Origin of the sequence: Rhodococcus sp. YH1 (genome assembly GCF_009939605.1) — a bacterium.
Classification (GTDB): Bacteria; Actinomycetota; Actinomycetes; order Mycobacteriales; family Mycobacteriaceae; genus Rhodococcus; species Rhodococcus aetherivorans.
On the sequence record NZ_WVTE01000258.1, the window covers coordinates 1 to 18,099 of the forward strand.

Here is an 18,099-nt window from a genome sequence, read left to right on the forward strand (position 1 = left end):
GCGAGGGACAGGACCGGGTCGAAGCCGCCTACCGCGGGAACTACGACCGGCTCACCCGGATCAAGCGGCGCTACGACCCGGACAACGTCTTCCACATCAACCAGAACATCCGGCCCGCCGCACCCGACCGGTAGCCCGGAACCGCACCTGCGCGGAGAGGAACGGGACATGCCCACCCACAGGCTGGAAACGGACTATCTGGTGATCGGCTGCGGCGCGGCCGGCATGGCGTTCGCGGACGCATTGATCACCGACTCCGACGCGGACGTCGTCATGGTGGACCGGCGGCACGCACCCGGCGGACACTGGCAGGAGGCCTACCCGTTCGTCCGGCTGCACCAGCCGTCCGCGTACTACGGCGTCAACTCACTGCCGCTCGGTACGGACACCATCGACGACGTCGGCCCGAACCGGGGCATGTACGAGCAGGCGGGCGCCCCCGAGATCTGCGCGTACTACGACCGGGTCATGCGCCGGCGTCTCCTGGCATCGGGATCCGTGCGGTACTTCCCGATGAGCGAGTACGTCGGCGGCCACCGCTTCGTCTCCCGGGTCGCCGCCGACCGGTACGAGGTGACGGTCCGGAAGGCGCTCGTCGACGCCACCTACCTCGAGCCGGCGGTCCCGGCCACGTTCGCCCCGCCGTTCGACGTCGCCCCCGCCGTCCGCTGTGTCCCCGTGAACGCGCTCGCGCGGGTCGCCGAGCCTGCCGAGCGGTACGTCGTCATCGGCGCCGGCAAGACAGCGATCGACGCATGCCTGTGGCTGCTGCAGATGGGGGTGCCACCGGACGCCGTCCGCTGGATCAAACCGCGCGAGGCCTGGCTGCGCAACCGCTGGTTCGCGCAGGGCGGCGAACTGGTCGGCAACCTGATCGACGGACTCGCCCGGCAGATGGAAGCCGCAGCGCAGGCGACGAGCACGGACGACCTGTTCGCCCGGCTCGAGGCGAGCGAACAGCTGCTGCGCGTCGACGAGCGAGTCACCCCCACCATGTACAAGGGCCCGACGGCGAGCACCGCCGAACTCGCCCAGCTCCGGCGCATCGACGACGTCGTCCGCCTCGGGCACGTCCGGCGCATCGCACGCGACGAGATCGTGCTCGACCACGGAACGATCGGTACCGGGCCCGACCACCTGCACGTGCACTGTGCCGCCCCGGGCCTGAACCCGGCCCCGGCCGTCCCGATCTTCGAGGAGGGCCGTATCACGCTGCAACCGATCCGGACCGGGCTCATCCCGTTCAACGCCGCCCTCGTCGGATTCGTGGAGGCCACCGGCCGGGACCTGGCCGAGAAGAACCGGCTCTGCCCACCGAACCGGCTACCGGACGTCCCCCTCGACTGGATCCGCGGAACGCTCGTCGAGACGAGCGCCGAGTACGCGTGGTCGAAGGAACCGGACATGGCGGACTGGCTCGAGCGTTCCCGCCTCAACACGTCCCGGGGGCTCCGGCACCGCGCCGACCGGCCCCTTGTCCGGGAAGCGACGAGGCGATTCGGCACCCACGTCCGCCCCGCCCTCGCCAACCTCACCGGACTGCTCGACGACGCCCGGCGGGCCGCGTGAGCGCCCGGCCGCCCGGCCCGCCCGGGCGGGCCGGGTTCGCGGGCCACCCCGTATGATCTGAGCGATTACGGCTACTCGCCGATCACGATCGAGACCGCTTCCGGGCGCGCACAGTACGCCCGCGAGCGGTCGGCGCTCACCATCGCGCCGCGGCCCTGGAGAGGAGCTGCTGAATCGATGTACCGCCCCGGCGGCGGGTCGAACCGACCTGCCCGAAACTACCGGCGGGTAACGTGAGTGCTGTTCGTCGTGCTGCCCGTCGGCACCGCCGACGCGAGCGCACAGGTCCCGGAAAGAGTGAGGCAGGTAATGACTGAACGCGTGCAAGTCGGTGGACTCCAGGTCGCCAAGGTGCTCTACGACTTCGTCGTCGACGAGGCGATCCCCGGCACCGGGGTGGACGCGGCCGAGTTCTGGGCCGGCGCCGACAAGGTGATCCATGACCTCGCCCCCCGCAACCGCGCCCTGCTCGCCGTGCGCGACGACCTCCAGGCGCAGATCGACACCTGGCACCGCGACCGCAAGGGCCAGCCGCACGACGCCGCTGCCTACAAGGCGTTCCTCCAGGACATCGGCTACCTCGTCCCCGAACCCGCCGACTTCCAGGTCACCACCGGCGGTGTCGACGCCGAGATCGCCACCACCGCCGGGCCGCAGCTCGTGGTGCCCGTCCTCAACGCCCGCTTCGCCCTCAACGCCTCCAACGCCCGCTGGGGCTCGCTGTACGACGCCCTCTACGGCACCGACGCCATCTCCGAAGAAGGCGGCGCCGAGAAGGGCACCGGCTACAACAAGGTCCGCGGCGACAAGGTCATCGCCTGGGCCCGCAACTTTCTCGACACCGCCGCCGCCCTCGCCACCGGATCGCACGCCGACTCCACCCGGTACTTCGTCGACGGGAAGGAGCTGAAGGTCGAACTCGGCGACGGCACCGTCACCACACTCGCCCAGCCCGAGAAGTTCGTCGGCTACCTCGGCGAGAAGGACGCCCCGACGTCCGTGCTGCTGCGCAACCACGGTCTGCACGTGGAGATCCAGATCGACCCCGAATCCCCGATCGGCAAGACCGATGCCGCCGGTGTCAAGGACGTCGTCCTCGAATCGGCCATCACCACCATCATGGACTTCGAGGACTCCGTCGCCGCCGTCGACGCCGACGACAAGGTCATCGGCTACCGCAACTGGCTCGGCCTCAACCGCGGCGACCTCGCCGAGGAGATCTCCAAGGGCGGCAAGTCCTTCACCCGCGCCCTCAACGCCGACCGCGTCTACGTCGCCCCCGACGGCTCCGACCTCACCCTGCACGGCCGGTCCCTGCTGTTCGTCCGCAACGTCGGCCACCTCATGACCAACCCCGCCGTGCTCGACTCCGAAGGCAACGAGGTCCCCGAGGGCATCCTCGACGCGCTGATCACCAGCCTCGCCGCCGTGCACGGCCTGTCCGTCGGCGAGGACACCGGGCCGCTCGCCAACAGCCGCACCGGCTCGATCTACATCGTCAAGCCCAAGCAGCACGGCCCCGAGGAAGTCGCCTTCACCACCGAACTCTTCGGCCGGGTCGAAGAGGTGCTGGGCCTGCCGGCCAACACCCTCAAGGTCGGCATCATGGACGAGGAACGCCGCACCACCGTCAACCTGAAGGCCTGCATCAAGGAGGCCAGCGAGCGCGTCGTGTTCATCAACACCGGATTCCTCGACCGCACCGGCGACGAGATCCACACCTCCATGGAGGCCGGCGCCATGGTGCGCAAGGCCGAGATGAAGAAGCAGAAGTGGATCCTCGCCTACGAGGACTGGAACGTCGACACCGGCCTGGCCACCGGCCTGCAGGGCAAAGCCCAGATCGGCAAGGGCATGTGGGCCATGACCGACCTCATGGCCGACATGCTCGAACAGAAGATCGGCCAGCCCAAGGCCGGCGCCAACACCGCCTGGGTCCCCTCGCCCACCGGCGCCACCCTGCACGCCACCCACTACCACCAGGTCGACGTGTTCGCCGTGCAGGACGAACTGAAGGGCAAGCGCCGCGCCACCGTCGACGACATCCTCACCATCCCCCTCGCCCCCAGCACCGACTGGACCGACGAGCAGAAGCGCGAGGAGCTCGACAACAACTGCCAGTCGATCCTCGGCTACGTCGTGCGCTGGATCTCCCAGGGCGTCGGCTGCTCCAAGGTGCCCGACATCCACGACGTCGCGCTCATGGAGGACCGCGCCACCCTGCGCATCTCCAGCCAGCTGCTCGCCAACTGGATCCACCACGGCATCGTCACCGCCGACGACGTCGTCGCCGCCCTGCAGCGCATGGCCCCCGTCGTCGACCGGCAGAACGCGGGCGACTCCACCTACCTGCCGATGGCCCCCGACTTCGACGGCAGCATCGCCTTCCAGGCCGCCAAGGAACTGATCCTCGAAGGCACCACGCAGCCCAGCGGCTACACCGAGCCGATCCTGCACCGCCGCCGCCTCGAGTTCAAGGCCGCCCACGGCTGCCGAGCCTGAGCCACGGCCCACGGCCCCCGATCCACCGGATCGGGGGCCGTGGCGTCTCACCGGCCGATCACTAGACTCCGGGAACGGCGGGGCAGGCACGACGACAGGCAGGAAACACGTGGGTCGACATCGCGGCACGGGCCGCGCCAGAGGCGTCAGCAAGGGCCCGATCATCGCCGTCGCCGTAGCACTCGCACTCGTCCTCGCCACCGTCGGCTGGTTCCGCCTGCGCGAACGCATCGACGAGCAGGCCACCGAAGCCGCGCAGACCTGCGTCGAAGGCGACGCGCTCCTCGACGTCGCCGCCGATCCCGCCGTCGCCCCCACACTGACCACCCTCGCCGCCCGGTGGGTCACCGACACCCGCCCCGTCGTCCGCGACCACTGCATCGACGTGCGCGTCACCCCCGTCGCCACCACCCCGGCCACGACCGCCCTCACCGCCGATCCCCGCTGGGACCCCACCCTCGGCCCCCCACCCGCACTCTGGGTCCCTTTCAGCAGCGACGCCACCGCGCGCGCGGCACAGGCCCTCGACGGCCAGACCCGCTCCCTCGCCACCTCCCCGGTCGTGCTGGCCGTCCCGGCCGAGCTCGAGCGCGCCCTCAGCACCGCCGGCACCGGATGGCGCCAGCTGCCCTCCCTCCAGTCCGACGGCAGCACCCTCGCCGGCCTGGGCCTCGACGGCTGGGCCGGCCTCCGCCTGGCCCTACCCACCGGCACCGACGCCGACGCCACCACTCCCGCCCTCGAGGCCGTCGCTGCCGCAGCCACCGACGCCGGAACCGGTCCCCTGACCGCCGAACAGGCCGCCTCCCCCGCAGCCACCTCCGCCGTCGGTGCGCTCGCGCTCGGCGCCGACGCCCTCGGAGACGGCGCCGGACCGACCACCGCCGCAGCCCTGACCACCCTCGCCGACGGGCCCGGCGCCGACGGGGCGGTGCACGCCGTACCGATCACCGAGCAACAACTGCACACGGCGGTCGCCTCGGGTGGCGCCGCCGGCCTCGTCGAATTCGTTCCCGCCGGCCCCACCCCCACCGCCGACTTCCCCGCCGCCGTGGTCGACGCCCCGTGGGTCGACGAGACCCTCTCCCGCGCCGCCGCCGAACTCGCCGGCCACCTCCGCGAACCCGACGCGGCCCGCGTCCTCGCCGACGCCGGCTTCCGAGTCGACGGCCAGCCCGTCCCCCGCACCGACGCGGTTCCCTTCCCCCGCATCGAACAGAACCTGAACCGCGCCGCCCCAGCCGTGGCCGACATCCTCCTCGACCACCGGCGCGCACCCGTCGCACCCCGCGCCACCACGATCCTCCTCGACACGTCCACGTCCATGGGAACCGTCGAGGGTGACGACACCCGTCTCGCCCACATCGCCACCGCCCTGGACCAGCACGTCTCCCGCTCGCCGGATGCCTCGACACTCGCCGTGTGGGTCTTCGCCCGCGACCTCGACGACACGACTCCGTACCGCGCCACGGTGGCGCGCGGCACCCTCACCGCAGACCAGCGCACCGCGCTGACCGCCGCCCTGACCGGTGCCGACACCACCGACGGTTCCGCCGTCTACCGGTCTCTGGCCGCCGCCTACGTCGACGCCGTCCGCAACCACACCCCCGGCAGGCCCAACTCCGTCCTCCTGATCACGGACAGTGCCAACGACGACGACACCTCCCGCCAACGCATCCTCGACCTCGTCGCCGCCGCCGGCGACCCCGATCGACCCGTCCGGATCGACGTCGTGGCGCTCGGCGACGACACGAACCGCAACACCTTGCAAACACTCGCCGACCGCACCGGCGGTGCGCTCGTCCCCGTCGCCACGACCGACGGACCCGATCTCGCCGCCGCCATCCGAAAGCTGATGTCCTGACACCGTGATCCGCCTTCTCGTCGCGGGGACGTTCCTCGCCCTCGTCACCTTCTGGCTCCACCGCCGTCTCGTCCGAGCCCCCGGCCTGCGCGGCCGCTCGGCAATCGCTGCGAACACCGCGCTCGGCGTCCTCCTCGTCGTCGCTCTGATCGGCGCGCAGAGCGGCACGTCGCTCGACCCGCGCTGGGCCCGCCCGTTCGGATTCCTCGGCTGGACCTGGCTCGGCGTCGTGCTGTACCTGGTCCTCGGCACGCTCCTGATCGGGATCGTGTGCCTCGCGGCGCGAGCGGTACGCCGTTTCCGGCGCGGCGACGCCCACCCCCCGGATCCCTCCAGGCGGCGCGCCCTGCAGATCGCGACGGGCACGCTGACCGTCGCCGCGGTCGCCGCGGTCGGCTACGGCACGGTCGAGGCCGCTCGGCCCCGGGTCGTGCACACCCGGATCCCGTTGCGCCGGCTTCCGGCCGGATTCGACGGGATGCGGGTCGCCCTCGTCACCGACCTGCACGTCGGCCCGTCCCGCGGCCGCGAATTCACCCGTCGCGCGGTGGACCTCGTCAACGCGCAGCAGCCGGACCTGATCGTTCTCGGCGGGGACCTCACCGACGGCACGATCGCGTTCGTCGGGCAGGATCTCGCTCCCCTCGCCGACCTGCGGGCTTCCCTCGGGGTCTACGGAGTCAGCGGCAACCACGAGTACTACGCCGACGACGCGCTGTCCTGGCTCGATTTCTGGGAAACCCTCGGCGTACGCACCCTCCGCAACGAACGAGTCGCCCTGGAGCGCGGCGGCGATGTCATCGATCTCGCGGGCATTCACGATTACTCGGCACCGGCCCCGAACGAAGCGGATCTCACCGCAGCGTTGCAGGGCCGCGATCCCGAGCGCTTCGTCCTCTTGGCCGCCCATCAGCCCCGGCAGGTGTTCGAGGCCCGCGACCACGGCGTCGACCTGCAATTGTCCGGCCACACGCACGGCGGACAGATGTGGCCGCTCGGATACGTCGTGCCTCTGCAACAGCCGACGGTGACGGGACTCGACCGGTTCGGCGACACTCTCGTGTACACCTCCCGCGGTACCGGCGCCTGGGGCCCGCCGGTACGGATTGCCACCCCTCCGGAAGTGGCAATCCTGGAACTGAAGACCTTCCCGGGCTGACCTTTTCGTCTGGGCTGTTTTTGTGCGGTTGTTTCGCGGTTGAGGTGACGTGGGGTGTTGTTCGGTTATTTATAGCGTTCCGTTAGGCTCGGAATACTGTCCGTAGTCTTTCGGGGGCTGGGCTACCGACACCCAGCCCCCGAAAATGCGCTCAGCTGCTGTAGGCCTCCAACGGCGGGCACGAGCACACGAGGTTCCGATCCCCGTACGCCCCGTCGATGCGGCGCACCGCGGGCCACACCTTCGCGCGGCTCTGCCCCAGCGGATACACCGCGATCTCACGGCTGTAGGGGTGGGTCCACTCCCCGACCAGGCACTGGGCGGTGTGCGGTGCGCCGCGCAGTGGGTTGTCGTCCACCGGCCACTCCCCTGCCCCGACGCGATCGATCTCGCCGCGGATGGCGATCATCGCGTCGATGAACGCGTCGAGTTCGGAGAGATCCTCGCTCTCGGTGGGTTCGACCATCAGGGTGCCCGCGACGGGGAAGCTCATGGTCGGCGCGTGGAAGCCGTAGTCCGCCAGGCGCTTGGCCACGTCGTCGACCGTGACCCCCGTATCCTTCGTCAGGGGGCGCAGATCGAGGATGCACTCGTGCGCCACCATGCCGTTCTCGCCCGTGTACAGGACGGGAAAGTACTCGTCGAGCCGGCGCGCGATGTAGTTCGCCGACGCGATCGCCGTCAGCGACGCCCGCCGCAGGCCTTGGGCCCCCATCAGCTTGATGTACGCCCACGTGATCGGGAGGATGGAGGCCGATCCGAACGGCGCCGCCGACACCGGCCCACCGCCCCCGAGACCCGGTTCGGCCGGGTGGCCGGGCAGGAACGGCACCAGGTGCGCGCGCACGCCGATCGGCCCCACGCCGGGGCCGCCACCACCGTGCGGGATGCAGAAGGTCTTGTGCAGGTTCAGATGACTCACGTCGCCTCCGAACTTGCCGGGACGCGCCAGACCGACGAGGGCGTTCAGGTTGGCGCCGTCGATGTACACCTGCCCGCCGGCGTCGTGCACGGCACCGCAGATGTCGGCGATCTCGTGTTCGTAGACCCCGTGGGTCGACGGGTACGTGATCATGATCGCGGCGAGACGTTCGGCGTGGTCGGAAATTTTCGCACGCAGATCGTCGAGGTCGACGTCACCGTTGGACCGGCACGCCACGACCTCGACGCGCATGCCGGCCATGACCGCGGAGGCGGCGTTGGTGCCGTGTGCACTCGACGGGATCAGGCAGGTGTCCCGATGCTCGTCACCCCGGCTCAGGTGGTAGTGGCGGATGGCGAGCAGCCCGGCGTACTCGCCCTGGCTACCCGCGTTCGGCTGCAGACTCACCGCGTCGTACCCGGTCACCGCGGCCAGCCACCCTTCCAGGTCGCCGATGAGCCGGCGGATGCCCGCGGTCTGCTCTGCAGGGGCGAAAGGATGCAGCGCCGAGAACTCGGGCCAGGTGATCGCCTCCATCTCGGTGGCGGCATTGAGCTTCATCGTGCACGAACCCAGCGGGATCATGGTGCGGTCGAGCGCAAGGTCCATGTCCGACAGGCGGCGCAGGTACCGCATCATCGCGGTCTCGGTGCGGTACCGGGTGAACGCCTCGTGCTGCAGGTACGCGCTCGTGCGCGCGAGCTGCCGCGGCACGGCGGGTGTGGCTGCGGCCGAGGTGTCCTCCGCCCCGAACGCGGCCAGGACCGCGGCCACGTCGGCGTCCCGGGTCGCTTCGTCGCACGAGATCCCCACGTGGTCCCCGTCGACGCGACGAACGTTGATGCCGGCCTCGAGAGCCGCCGCGACGACCGCGTCGGCGCGGCCGGGAACGCGGGTCAGCACGGTGTCGAAGAAGCTGTCGTGCACCACGTCGATACCGGCCGCCTTCAGCGACGCCGCGAGACGGGCGGCCTGGCCGGCCACGCGGGTCGCGATCCCGGCCAGGCCCTCGGCCCCGTGGTACGACGCGTACATGGCAGCGAGCACCGCGAGGAGAACCTGTGCGGTGCAGATGTTGCTGGTCGCCTTCTCGCGCCGGATGTGCTGCTCACGCGTCTGCAACGCCAGCCGATAGGCCGGTGCGCCGTCCGCGTCGACCGACACACCGACGAGCCGGCCCGGAAGGTTGCGGGCATGGGCGGCGTGCACGGCGAGATAGCCGGCGTGCGGCCCGCCGAACCCCATCGGCACGCCGAAGCGCTGGGTGGTGCCGAAGCACGCGTCCGCGCCCTGTTCCCCGGGCGGGGTGAGCAGAGTGAGCGCCAGCAGGTCCGCGCCCACCGCGACGAGCGCCCCACGCTCGTGCGCCGCCTCGACGAGGGGGCCCGCGTCGAACACCCGGCCGGAGGCACCCGGGATCTGCAGGACGACGCCGAAGAACTCTCCCTCGGGCAGGCCGTCGTCGACGAGGTTCGCGGTGACGATCTCGATCCCCAACGGTTCTGCCCGGGTCGCCAGGACCGCGGCGGTCTGGGCGAACAGGTCGGCGTCCACGACGACCCGCGCACTCCTGGACTTGCGGTTGGCGCGCTTGAGCAGCGTCATCGCCTCCGCGGCGGCGGTCGCCTCGTCCAGCATCGACGAGTTGGCGACCTCCATACCGGTCAGGTCCGAGACCATGGTCTGAAAGTTGAGGAGCGCTTCGAGGCGCCCCTGGCTGATCTCCGGCTGGTACGGGGTGTATGCGGTGTACCAGGCGGGATTCTCGATGATGTTGCGCAGCAGTACCGGCGGGGTCAGCGTGCCGTAGTACCCCTGGCCGATCATCGATGTCGCGACGGTGTTCCGGCCCGCGAGTTCCTGCAGCGCCGTCAGTACCTCGTGTTCCGACATCGGCGCGTCGAGCGACTCGAGTCCGTCCGCGACTCCGTCGGCCCGGGCGTCGAGGATGCCGGCGGGCACCGCCTTGACGGCCAGCTCGTCGAGGGATTCGACGCCGATGACGTCGAGAATGCGGCGCAGTCCCGCCGCGTCGGGGCCGACGTGGCGGTCGGCGAAGGTGTACGTAGCGGCGTCGGTCATCGCGACTCCCTGAGGTCGGAGGTCCGCATCCGCGCAGGGGGTCGCACGGTGCGTGTCCTCCCCCTCTGTCGCGAGCTCGCCGGGGCGAGCGCCTGAGAGATTCGGTACCGGAGCGAGCCGGCCCTTTCCCCGTGGGCGGGTGGGTGCTCCCACCGCTTTCCAGAGACGTCGGTGCCCGCACGGTCCTCGATGCCTGAGAGATTGACGGGGAGGTGCTGCTCCTTCGGCGTCCGGAACAGGTCCGGAACTCTCCCGCACGGCGGCGACGTATCACCGATTCTAGGGCACGGGGACACCCGGGCAGCACCGAGGCCGCAGGTGTTTCGTGTGACGAGCGTCTAGCCGATCCGCCGATTGACACGTTCGCGACGGCGGGAGGCCAGTTCGTCCTCGGGACGCTGCTCGATGTCGCCGCCGTCCGCCCGCTCGGCCGGGAAGTCGGCGATGCTGCCCGTCAACTCCCGCATCGCGCCGCTCACCGCGATCCCGAACACGCCCTGTCCGCCCTGCAGTAAATCGACCACCTCTTCCGGTGAGGTGCACTCGTACACGGTGGTGCCGTCGGAGAACAGGGTGATCTTCGCCAGGTCCCGCACTCCGCGTTCCCGGAGGTGGTCGACCGCTACCCTGATGTTCTGCAGGGAGATGCCCGTGTCCAGCAGACGCTTGACGATCTTCAGGACCAGGATGTCCTTGAACGAGTAGAGCCGTTGGCTGCCCGAACCCGCCGCGCCCCGGATGGACGGAACGACCAGATTCGTCCGCGCCCAGTAGTCGAGCTGACGGTAGGTGATGCCGGCGATCTGGCAGGCGATCGGCACGCGGTAGCCGACGAGCTCGTCAGGCACCGAATCGTCCGGGAACAGACCCGGCTGCATCTCGTCGGCGTCGAGAGATGCCCGTGACGGGGCCTCGCGGTCGACGGCGTCGAAGCTGAGCTGCTGTCCCTGCGGCCGATCTCCCACTGTTGTGACTCCCTCTCGCGTGCACAGGCGTGCCCCGGAACGAACGACGGGCGGATCCCCCACCCCATCCGATCGTCGAGCGCCCGCTTGACCCACCGAGTCGATCCGTAGCGATTCACTCAGCGTACGCCCCGTGCGAAAAGTTGGGCAGCAACACGCCGACCGGACAACGATCTTCCGGTCCTGTACCACTCGTCGCAGAGCGCGCCCCGGCCACCGTGACCGGGAGTCGCGACAGAACCTCGGCGATGGTCGACGATCAGCCGTCCGTCGCCTTGAAGTCGTCGGGGGACACGGATTCGAGAAACTCCTTGAACTTCTCGACCTCGTCCTCCCGCTCATCCGGCATGACGAGGCCCGCTTCCACCAGCACCGGCTCCTCCACGAAGACCGGCGCGCCGATGCGCAAGGCTACAGCGACCGCATCGGAAGGACGGGACGACACGCGCAGACCACCGTCGAAGACGAGATCGGCGTAGAACGTCCCCTCTTTGAGATCCACGATCCGGACCTCCTGGAGGGTGCGGCCGAACGCATCGACCAGATTCTTGATCAAGTCGTGCGTCAGAGGCCGGACCGGCTCGACACCCTGCTGTTCCAGCGCTATCGCCGTGGCCTCCATCTGGCCGATCCAGATCGGCAGATACCGATCACCGTCGACCTCGCGCAGCAGAAGGACAGGCTGATTCTGCGGTTGCTCGACCCGAATCCCCACTACTCGCATCTCGCTCATCGAGCCGCCTCCCATCCCTGCTGTGCGTCGGTGGCGAACCGTCCGCCGATATCCCCCTGAATTCTAGTGCCAACGAGCCGCCGTCGTCAGAGTCGTTGCCACCGCTGCCACACTCACCGATCGAGAGCGCCCCGAACGGCCGCCTTGACGAGGCACGTGTGCATCGTCAACGACAACGCCGCCAATTCCCGCACCATTTCCTCGGCCCGGGCGCGCGCCCCGACGTCCCGGCCCTTCGCGACCGGACCGGCGATCTGCGCCACCAGGCCCGCCTCCCGGTCGGCCGCGAGCTTGAAGGCACGCAGGTGCCGGACCTCGAGGCCGAACTCGGACATGGCCTTGGCGGTGCGAGCCAGCAGCACCGCATCCTCGTCGAAGAAGCCGGCCGCGCCGGGCACGATGAGCCCGGCGCGGATCAGCTCCGTGAGGAAGGACGATTCGATGCCCGCCTGCCGGCACAGGTCCTCCCGGCCGACCCGCACCTCCCGGTCCGTGCGCAGATCCTCCGGCGACACCTCGCCCGGCGCCACCGCCAGGGGCCGGGGCCGCTTCGGGCGGCTCTCCACCGAGCCCACCGTCGCGACACCACGGTCGATCGCCTCGAGCTGTTCCTTGATCACCTTCAGCGGCAGGTACTGGTCCCGCTGCGCGGTCAGCACGTACCGCAGGCGCTCGCAGTCCGCGATCGAGAAACGTCGATAACCCGACGGGGTGCGTTCCGGACTGATCAGTCCCTCGGATTCGAGGAAGCGGATCTTCGAGATCGTCACGTCCGGAAACTCGGGACGGAGCCGATCGAGCACGGACCCGATCGACATTCCCCCCGGTGACGGCTGGCGGGCAGCGGTCATCAGCTACCCGTGCCCTGCGAACCCCGCGGGCCGGTGAGGAACACCAGCCGGAACTTTCCGATCTGCACCTCGTCGCCGTTCGCGAGAACCGCCGAGTCCACCGGCTCGCGGTTGACGTAGGTGCCGTTCAGGCTTCCCACATCGACGACCTGGAACTCGCCCTCGTCCTGACGGAACTCGGCGTGCCGGCGGCTCACCGTCACGTCGTCGAGGAAGATGTCGCTGTCCGGGTGACGCCCGGCCGACGTCGTCGGCTGATCGAGCAGGAAACGCGACCCGGCGTTCGGGCCGCGCTTGACGACGAGCAGCGCCGATCCTGTGGGAAGCCCCTCGACCCCCGAGACGGGGGCCTCGGTCGTCCCCGTGCCCGCGCCGGTGGTATCGAGTTCGTTCAGGAAGTCGGCACGAAACACCGAAGTGGTTTCCGCAGGGGTTTCCTCGTAGCCCGCGTTGCCGTTCTCGCTCACCGTATCTCCTTATCCGTTCGACCCTTCGGGATCGCTCCCCCTGGGCCGCAGTTTCGTTCAGCCACGATCACTTCCGGTACGGACCCGCGCCCCGACCCGGCACACGCCTACCGTTGACCGTACCCTGCGCAACGTCCTTCGTGCAGGCAGACGCGGTCCCGGCCGGACGCGGCGTCAGTTCTGCGTGATCGCGCGGTACCCGTCCGCGTCGAGCGTGCTCGCCAGAGCGGCGTCGAGCTCGTCCTTGCTGCCGACCTCGAGGTCCACCAACCAGCCGGCCTCGTACGGATCGCTGTTGACGAGCTCGGGATTGGCATCCAGATCCGGGTTCACCCCAACGACTTTCGCCGTGAGCGGCGCGAACACGTCGGAAACGCTCTTGGTCGACTCCACCTCGCCGAACGAGTCGCCCGCGGTGATCTCCGCTCCCGTCTCCGGCAATTGCACGAAGACGACGTCGCCGAGCTGTGACTGGGCGTAGTCCGTGATGCCGACGCGCGCAGTCGCGTCACCGGTTCGGCGAACCCACTCGTGCTCCGCCGTGTAACGCAGATCGGCGGGTGTTCGGAACTCACTCACGACAGGTCCTTTCGGGCAGCGACATTCGCGTGGAACGCCGGGTTCAATTACCGGGCTGAGAGTATTGTCGCGGCTCGATCTCCCGCAAGGCGGGTACCTCGACCTGCGGCGACTGTTCGATCTGTACCGACCCGCCCGCGCGCGCCACCGTGTCGACCACGCCGCCGGGGATGTTCAGAGCCGCCGCCAGCGTGGGCGCGTCCCCGATCGCGGCGACGGCGTAGGGCGCTGCGATCGATCGATCGTCGACGACCAGCGCACCGGCGGTGCCGCCCACCCAGGAGTCCACGCCGATACGGACGGCGGGGCCGCCGGTTCCGGCGACCTGGACGGCCTCCGCCCCCGCGGCGCGCAGCTCCTGGATCGTGTCGAGGAGGACTTCCGGTCCCACGCCGCGCCGAGGGTCGGCAATGGTCAAGATCACTCCCGGACCGGCCGCCGGGGCGGTACCCACCTGGATCTCCAGGGCCGAGAGGCGCTGCTGCGCCTCCGCGAGTGCGGCTTCGGAGCCGTTCCGTTCCAGGCTGGCCAGCGTCTGTTCCAGTGTGGTGATCTCCTGCCGCAGCTCCGCTTCGCGGCGGTTGAGGTTGTCGAGCACCACCAGCAGGTCGGCCGGCCGAGCGGAGTCGAGCGCGTCGCCCGAACCGGTGTTCCTGACCTGCGTGGCGATTCCCACGCCCAGCACCACCATGAGCAGCGCCGCCAGGGCGGAGAAGACGATCCGCGAGCGGCGCGCCGCGCCGCTCTCGGCCGGTTCGTGCCATTCGTGCTTGCCCTCATGCATCCGGCTACGCCCCGAACAGTCTGCGTCGCAGCGCGGATGCATTGCCGAAGATCCGGATACCGAGGACCACGACGACCGCGGTGGAGAGCTGGGTGCCCACCCCGAGCTGGTCGCCGAGCCAGACGATCAGTGCGGCGACGAGCACGTTGAAGGTGAAGGAGACGACGAACACCTTGGCGTCGAAGATCTCGTCCAGATAGGCGCGTAGTCCCCCGAAGACCGCGTCGAGCGCGGCGACCACCGCGATGGGCAGGTAGGGCTGGACCACGTCGGGAACCTGGGGGCTGAAGATCACACCCACGGCGATGCCCACGCCGAGGGCCAGCACCGCATAGAGGGCGTATCCGCGCTTGGTCGCCACAGTCTTCACCGCTCTCCCGTTTCCCGTGCCGATGCGACGTCGCGTACCGAGGCGCCCGGCAACGCGAGGTCCGTCGCCTCCGTGATGGTGAAACCTACCCCGTACAGCTGTTGCACCCCCGACATACGCAGGTAGGCGTCGCTGACGACGAAGCCGGTCTGCAGTTCGGCCGGTGACCCGACGGCGGCGACCGTGTAGGGCGAGAAGACCGGCTGGTTGTCCACGAGCATCGCTCCCCCGGCCTGCCGGACGGTGACACCGGGACCGACCCGTACCCCGTTGATCGCGACGGCCTCGGCCCCGCCGGCCCAGAGGGCGTTGACGACCGACTGCAGGTCGCGGTCGAGGATCACCGAGGTGCTGCGGGCGCGGTCCTTCTCCGCGGAGTCCGTCAGGTCGGGACGCGAGGTCGGATCGGCGAGGGTGACTGTGATGCCGGGGCCGCGCACGGGAGCCGCGGCGGCGGCCTCCTCGGCTCGGGCGAGCCGGTCGAGCACCGCCGCACCCTGTTCGTCGTCGGCGAGCACCTCGATGCGGCGCTGTTCCACCTGGGTGGCCACGTCGTCGCGGGTGGCCGCGAGTACGTCGTTGCGGTCCTCGGCGGTGCGGACGGTGGCGAGGATCTCGTTGCGTGCCTGGTCGGTACCGGATTCCCGCTCGATGTTCTGGGCGTAGGCCACTCCGAGGACGAGTCCGGCGAGCAGGCCACCGAGGACCAGCCAGAGCCCGATGCCGACCCGGGTGGGCCGGGCGTGGCCGGCGGCGCGGTCGTGCGCCGCGGCCGCGTAGCCGGGGTCGAGGTGGTCCTCGAGAAGCGCCTTGAGCAGCGACGGCACGGGGTTGCGGCGGATCTGCTCCCAGTTGCGGCTCATTCGGTGGCAGGCCCTCCCGGGGTGGGTACCGCACGGGCCGTCCGCACCGCCTGCGACAGGTAGAGCACGCCCGTCCACACGTAGAGGGCAGTACCCCAGAGGAGGGCGGCCCACCCCGCGGGCGCGAGGACGCCGGCCGCGGCGGGAAGCGCTTCCGCGGCCAGCAGGAGCGGCAACGCGAACATCAGCAGGAAGGTGGCGCCCTTACCCAGGTACAGCACCTCCGGGGGCGGCAGGCCACGGCGACGGTAGACGGCCAGGGTCGGAGCGAGGACCAGCTCCCGGCCGATCAGAACCACGGCGATCCACCACGGCACTATGCCGCGGGCCACCAGGGCGAGGAGGGTGGTGACGACGTAGAGGCGGTCGACGAGCGGATCCAGCACCGCGCCGAGCCGCGAGGCCTGGTCGAGCAGCCGCGCGAGTTTGCCGTCGGCCCAGTCGGTGATTCCGCTGAGCATGAGGACCGCAAGCGCCCATCCGTCGGCGTGCCGAACGAGGACCAGATAGAGGAAGATCGGGATGCCGACCAGGCGGACGACGCTCAACACGTTGGGGACGGTGACGATGCGGTCGGATCGAGCCGGCGCACCGGCCGTCGTCGCGTCGTTCATCGTCCGTCCTGTCGTTCGGGTGGGGTCGGTTCCGACAGCCTTGCACACGCCTCGTCGCCGCCGGCCGGCCGACTCGTCACCTCCACGCGAACACGGGCTGTTCCAGGTCGTCGATGCGGGTGCTGCGACGGTGGAGCACGACTTCCCGGAACTGGTACACTACCGCCGCGGTGGGGGCGTGGACGAGATGCCCCCGGAACGGCCACTGGATCACCGGCTTGTCCGATTCCGGTATGGCAACGAACCGGGGTTCGCTGTCGAGCTCGGATGCGGTGACGGCATAGAGTGCGGCCACCTCGTCGGGGTTGGGCACGAGATCGTCGATCGCGGCATCCGCCCAGACGACGTACGGGGAGATGACGTAACCCGAGCGGGTGATGTAGTCGTCGAGGCGGCCGAGAATGCCGCCGGGGTCGGTGCGCAGGCCGAGTTCCTCGTGCAGCTCGCGCAGCCCGGCCACCTCGGGTGTCTCCCCGTCGTCGAGACGTCCGCCCGGCAGGGCGAACTGGCCGGGGTGCGCTCGCAGACGGGTCGGGCGGCGGGTGAGCGGCACGACAGGGTTGCCGTGCCCGTCGTCGAGTACGGCGACGACCACCGCCGCGTGGCGCCGGCCTTCCAGCGGCAGGGAGCGGGGTTCGAACGCGGCGAGCGCCGACCCGATCTCGGTCGGGTCCAAGGGGTTCGGGACGGTCATTGCGTCGACATTAGGGGGTGGGGACTGCGATTCTGCGCATGGATCGCCGAATCGGTCCGCCCCGTGGGTCCACCCGGTGCATAGTTGTCCGAGGAAACGAACGGATCCCAGGGGTACACGAGGACGTGAGCATGCAGCGCACCACCCGACCGATGGCCGAGGTCCGCCGGGGAGTCGCGGACCGGGTGGTGGGCCGGGCCCGGGAAACCGACCTCCTGCTCGCTGCCATCGGCGCGGGGCGCGACGTGCTGCTCGAGGGGCCACCGGGCACCAGCAAGTCCACCCTGCTCGGCGCCATCACCGCCGAGCTCGGCAGTCCGCTGATGTTCGTCGAGGGGAACGCCGATCTCACGCCGGCACGCCTGGTCGGCTATCACGATCCGGCACGGGTGCTGTCGGAGGGCTACCACGAGGACAACTTCGTACCCGGCCCGCTGGTGGCGGCGATGCGGGCCGGCGGGGTGCTCTACCTCGAAGAGTTCAACCGCTCGCCCGAGGACACACTGAACAGCCTGCTGACCGCGATGGCGGAGCGGCGGATCACGGTGCCGCGGGTGGGCACGGTCGAGGCCGATCCGGCGTTCCGCGTGGTGGCCTCGATGAACCCGTTCGACAACATCGGCACCGTCCGGTTGTCGATGAGCGTGCACGACCGGTTCTGCCGGCTGGCGGTGGACTATCAGGACACGCAGGCCGAACGTGAGATCGTCGTCCGGCGCACCGGGTGCGGGTCGGCGCGGCTCGTCGCCGACTCGGTAGCCCTCACCCGCGCCACGCGCGGGCACCCTGACCTGCGCGGCGGGTCCAGCGTCCGCGGCGCGATCGACCTGACGCTCGTCGCGATGCAGCTGATCGACATGCGGGACGTGCGCGGCGAGCTGCCGGACTCGGCCGACCCGCCGCGCGATCTGCCGCCGGACTACACCGGCGCCGTGCTCGACGCCCTGCTGGTGGCTTTGTCCGGGCGGATCGCGGTGGACGAGGTCGCCGAGACCACACCCGAGGCGGTGTTGCGGGAGATCTGGCAGGACCACTTCCTCCTTCGCCCCAGCTCCGCGGCCCCCGGTTGAAGAGCCGTCCC

At 70.2% G+C, this 18,099-nt stretch carries 17 protein-coding genes and 1 riboswitch; of the genes, 6 read left to right on the forward strand and 11 right to left on the reverse strand.

Annotation, left to right across the window (positions count from 1 at the left end; translation table 11 throughout):
• The 5 genes from AIIKEEIJ_RS25680 to AIIKEEIJ_RS25700 form a co-directional block, all read left to right on the forward strand.
• Window positions 1-134 (forward strand): BBE domain-containing protein (locus AIIKEEIJ_RS25680; RefSeq protein ID WP_161996852.1); only part of this gene is annotated, 134 nt, incomplete at its 5' end.
• A 34-nt stretch (window positions 135-168) separates the two neighbouring features.
• Window positions 169-1,569 carry an NAD(P)-binding protein gene (locus tag AIIKEEIJ_RS25685; protein ID WP_029543832.1) on the forward strand — a complete coding sequence of 467 codons (1,401 nt, stop codon included), beginning with the start codon at window positions 169-171 and terminating at the stop codon, window positions 1,567-1,569.
• Window positions 1,570-1,878: 309 nt separating this feature from the next.
• Window positions 1,879-4,071 carry a malate synthase G gene (locus AIIKEEIJ_RS25690; RefSeq protein ID WP_029543834.1) on the forward strand — a complete coding sequence of 731 codons (2,193 nt, stop codon included), beginning with the start codon at window positions 1,879-1,881 and terminating at the stop codon, window positions 4,069-4,071.
• A gap of 109 nt (window positions 4,072-4,180) precedes the next feature.
• Complete coding sequence (locus tag AIIKEEIJ_RS34130) at window positions 4,181-5,935, forward strand: VWA domain-containing protein (RefSeq protein WP_161996853.1); 1,755 nt, start codon at window positions 4,181-4,183, stop codon at window positions 5,933-5,935.
• A gap of 4 nt (window positions 5,936-5,939) precedes the next feature.
• Window positions 5,940-7,094: a metallophosphoesterase gene (locus AIIKEEIJ_RS25700; RefSeq protein ID WP_029543838.1), complete on the forward strand. Its 1,155-nt coding sequence runs from the start codon at window positions 5,940-5,942 to the stop codon at window positions 7,092-7,094.
• A 151-nt stretch (window positions 7,095-7,245) separates the two neighbouring features.
• Here AIIKEEIJ_RS25700 and gcvP read toward each other — a convergent pair whose 3' ends face one another.
• From gcvP to AIIKEEIJ_RS25755, 11 genes are all read right to left on the reverse strand, one after another.
• Complete coding sequence (gene gcvP / locus AIIKEEIJ_RS25705; RefSeq protein WP_072635307.1) at window positions 7,246-10,098, reverse strand: aminomethyl-transferring glycine dehydrogenase; 2,853 nt, start codon at window positions 10,096-10,098, stop codon at window positions 7,246-7,248.
• Between the two features lie 170 nt (window positions 10,099-10,268).
• Window positions 10,269-10,363, reverse strand: a riboswitch (glycine riboswitch).
• Window positions 10,364-10,436: 73 nt separating this feature from the next.
• The gene (locus AIIKEEIJ_RS25710) at window positions 10,437-11,063 is read right to left on the reverse strand and encodes a MerR family transcriptional regulator (protein WP_006936775.1); all 627 of its coding nucleotides are present in this window, start codon (window positions 11,061-11,063) and stop codon (window positions 10,437-10,439) included.
• A gap of 259 nt (window positions 11,064-11,322) precedes the next feature.
• A complete protein-coding gene (locus tag AIIKEEIJ_RS25715) occupies window positions 11,323-11,796 on the reverse strand; it encodes a bifunctional nuclease family protein (protein WP_029543844.1) in 474 nt (157 codons plus the stop codon).
• A gap of 113 nt (window positions 11,797-11,909) precedes the next feature.
• Window positions 11,910-12,647: a transcriptional regulator FtsR gene (ftsR, locus tag AIIKEEIJ_RS25720; RefSeq protein WP_029543847.1), complete on the reverse strand. Its 738-nt coding sequence runs from the start codon at window positions 12,645-12,647 to the stop codon at window positions 11,910-11,912.
• Entirely contained in the window at window positions 12,647-13,114 is a 468-nt protein-coding gene (gene garA / locus AIIKEEIJ_RS25725) for a glycogen accumulation regulator GarA (protein WP_006936772.1), read from the reverse strand. Before garA ends, ftsR begins: the two co-directional genes overlap by 1 nt.
• Window positions 13,115-13,288: 174 nt before the next feature.
• Entirely contained in the window at window positions 13,289-13,693 is a 405-nt protein-coding gene (gene gcvH / locus AIIKEEIJ_RS25730) for a glycine cleavage system protein GcvH (protein WP_006936771.1), read from the reverse strand.
• A gap of 43 nt (window positions 13,694-13,736) precedes the next feature.
• Window positions 13,737-14,477 (reverse strand): DUF881 domain-containing protein, encoded by a 741-nt coding sequence (locus tag AIIKEEIJ_RS25735; protein WP_044475986.1) that lies wholly within the window; start codon window positions 14,475-14,477, stop codon window positions 13,737-13,739.
• Window positions 14,478-14,481: 4 nt separating this feature from the next.
• Window positions 14,482-14,838 (reverse strand): small basic family protein, encoded by a 357-nt coding sequence (locus AIIKEEIJ_RS25740; protein ID WP_029543853.1) that lies wholly within the window; start codon window positions 14,836-14,838, stop codon window positions 14,482-14,484.
• Between the two features lie 5 nt (window positions 14,839-14,843).
• Window positions 14,844-15,710, reverse strand: coding sequence for a DUF881 domain-containing protein (locus AIIKEEIJ_RS25745; RefSeq protein ID WP_065922544.1), 867 nt, complete (start codon window positions 15,708-15,710; stop codon window positions 14,844-14,846).
• Complete coding sequence (locus AIIKEEIJ_RS25750; RefSeq protein ID WP_006936765.1) at window positions 15,707-16,324, reverse strand: CDP-alcohol phosphatidyltransferase family protein; 618 nt, start codon at window positions 16,322-16,324, stop codon at window positions 15,707-15,709. Before AIIKEEIJ_RS25750 ends, AIIKEEIJ_RS25745 begins: the two co-directional genes overlap by 4 nt.
• 76 nt (window positions 16,325-16,400) lie before the next feature.
• On the reverse strand, window positions 16,401-17,018 hold the full coding sequence (locus AIIKEEIJ_RS25755) for an NUDIX domain-containing protein (RefSeq protein WP_161996854.1): 618 nt from the start codon (window positions 17,016-17,018) through the stop codon (window positions 16,401-16,403).
• 131 nt (window positions 17,019-17,149) lie between these two features.
• Here AIIKEEIJ_RS25755 and AIIKEEIJ_RS25760 point away from each other — a divergent pair, with 131 nt between their 5' ends.
• A complete protein-coding gene (locus AIIKEEIJ_RS25760; RefSeq protein WP_161996855.1) occupies window positions 17,150-18,088 on the forward strand; it encodes an AAA family ATPase in 939 nt (312 codons plus the stop codon).
• Window positions 18,089-18,099: the final 11 nt, after the last annotated feature.

Coding starts and splice junctions, on each gene's coding strand:
- AIIKEEIJ_RS25685 (WP_029543832.1), top strand. CDS start 169: ATGCCCACCCACAGGCTGGAAACGGACTATCTGGTGATCGGCTGCGGC.
- AIIKEEIJ_RS25690 (WP_029543834.1), top strand. CDS start 1,879: ATGACTGAACGCGTGCAAGTCGGTGGACTCCAGGTCGCCAAGGTGCTC.
- gcvP (WP_072635307.1), bottom strand. CDS start 10,098: ATGACCGACGCCGCTACGTACACCTTCGCCGACCGCCACGTCGGCCCC.
- AIIKEEIJ_RS25715 (WP_029543844.1), bottom strand. CDS start 11,796: ATGAGCGAGATGCGAGTAGTGGGGATTCGGGTCGAGCAACCGCAGAAT.
- ftsR (WP_029543847.1), bottom strand. CDS start 12,647: ATGACCGCTGCCCGCCAGCCGTCACCGGGGGGAATGTCGATCGGGTCC.
- AIIKEEIJ_RS25735 (WP_044475986.1), bottom strand. CDS start 14,477: ATGCATGAGGGCAAGCACGAATGGCACGAACCGGCCGAGAGCGGCGCG.
- AIIKEEIJ_RS25745 (WP_065922544.1), bottom strand. CDS start 15,710: ATGAGCCGCAACTGGGAGCAGATCCGCCGCAACCCCGTGCCGTCGCTG.
- AIIKEEIJ_RS25750 (WP_006936765.1), bottom strand. CDS start 16,324: ATGAACGACGCGACGACGGCCGGTGCGCCGGCTCGATCCGACCGCATC.
- AIIKEEIJ_RS25755 (WP_161996854.1), bottom strand. CDS start 17,018: ATGACCGTCCCGAACCCCTTGGACCCGACCGAGATCGGGTCGGCGCTC.
- AIIKEEIJ_RS25760 (WP_161996855.1), top strand. CDS start 17,150: ATGCAGCGCACCACCCGACCGATGGCCGAGGTCCGCCGGGGAGTCGCG.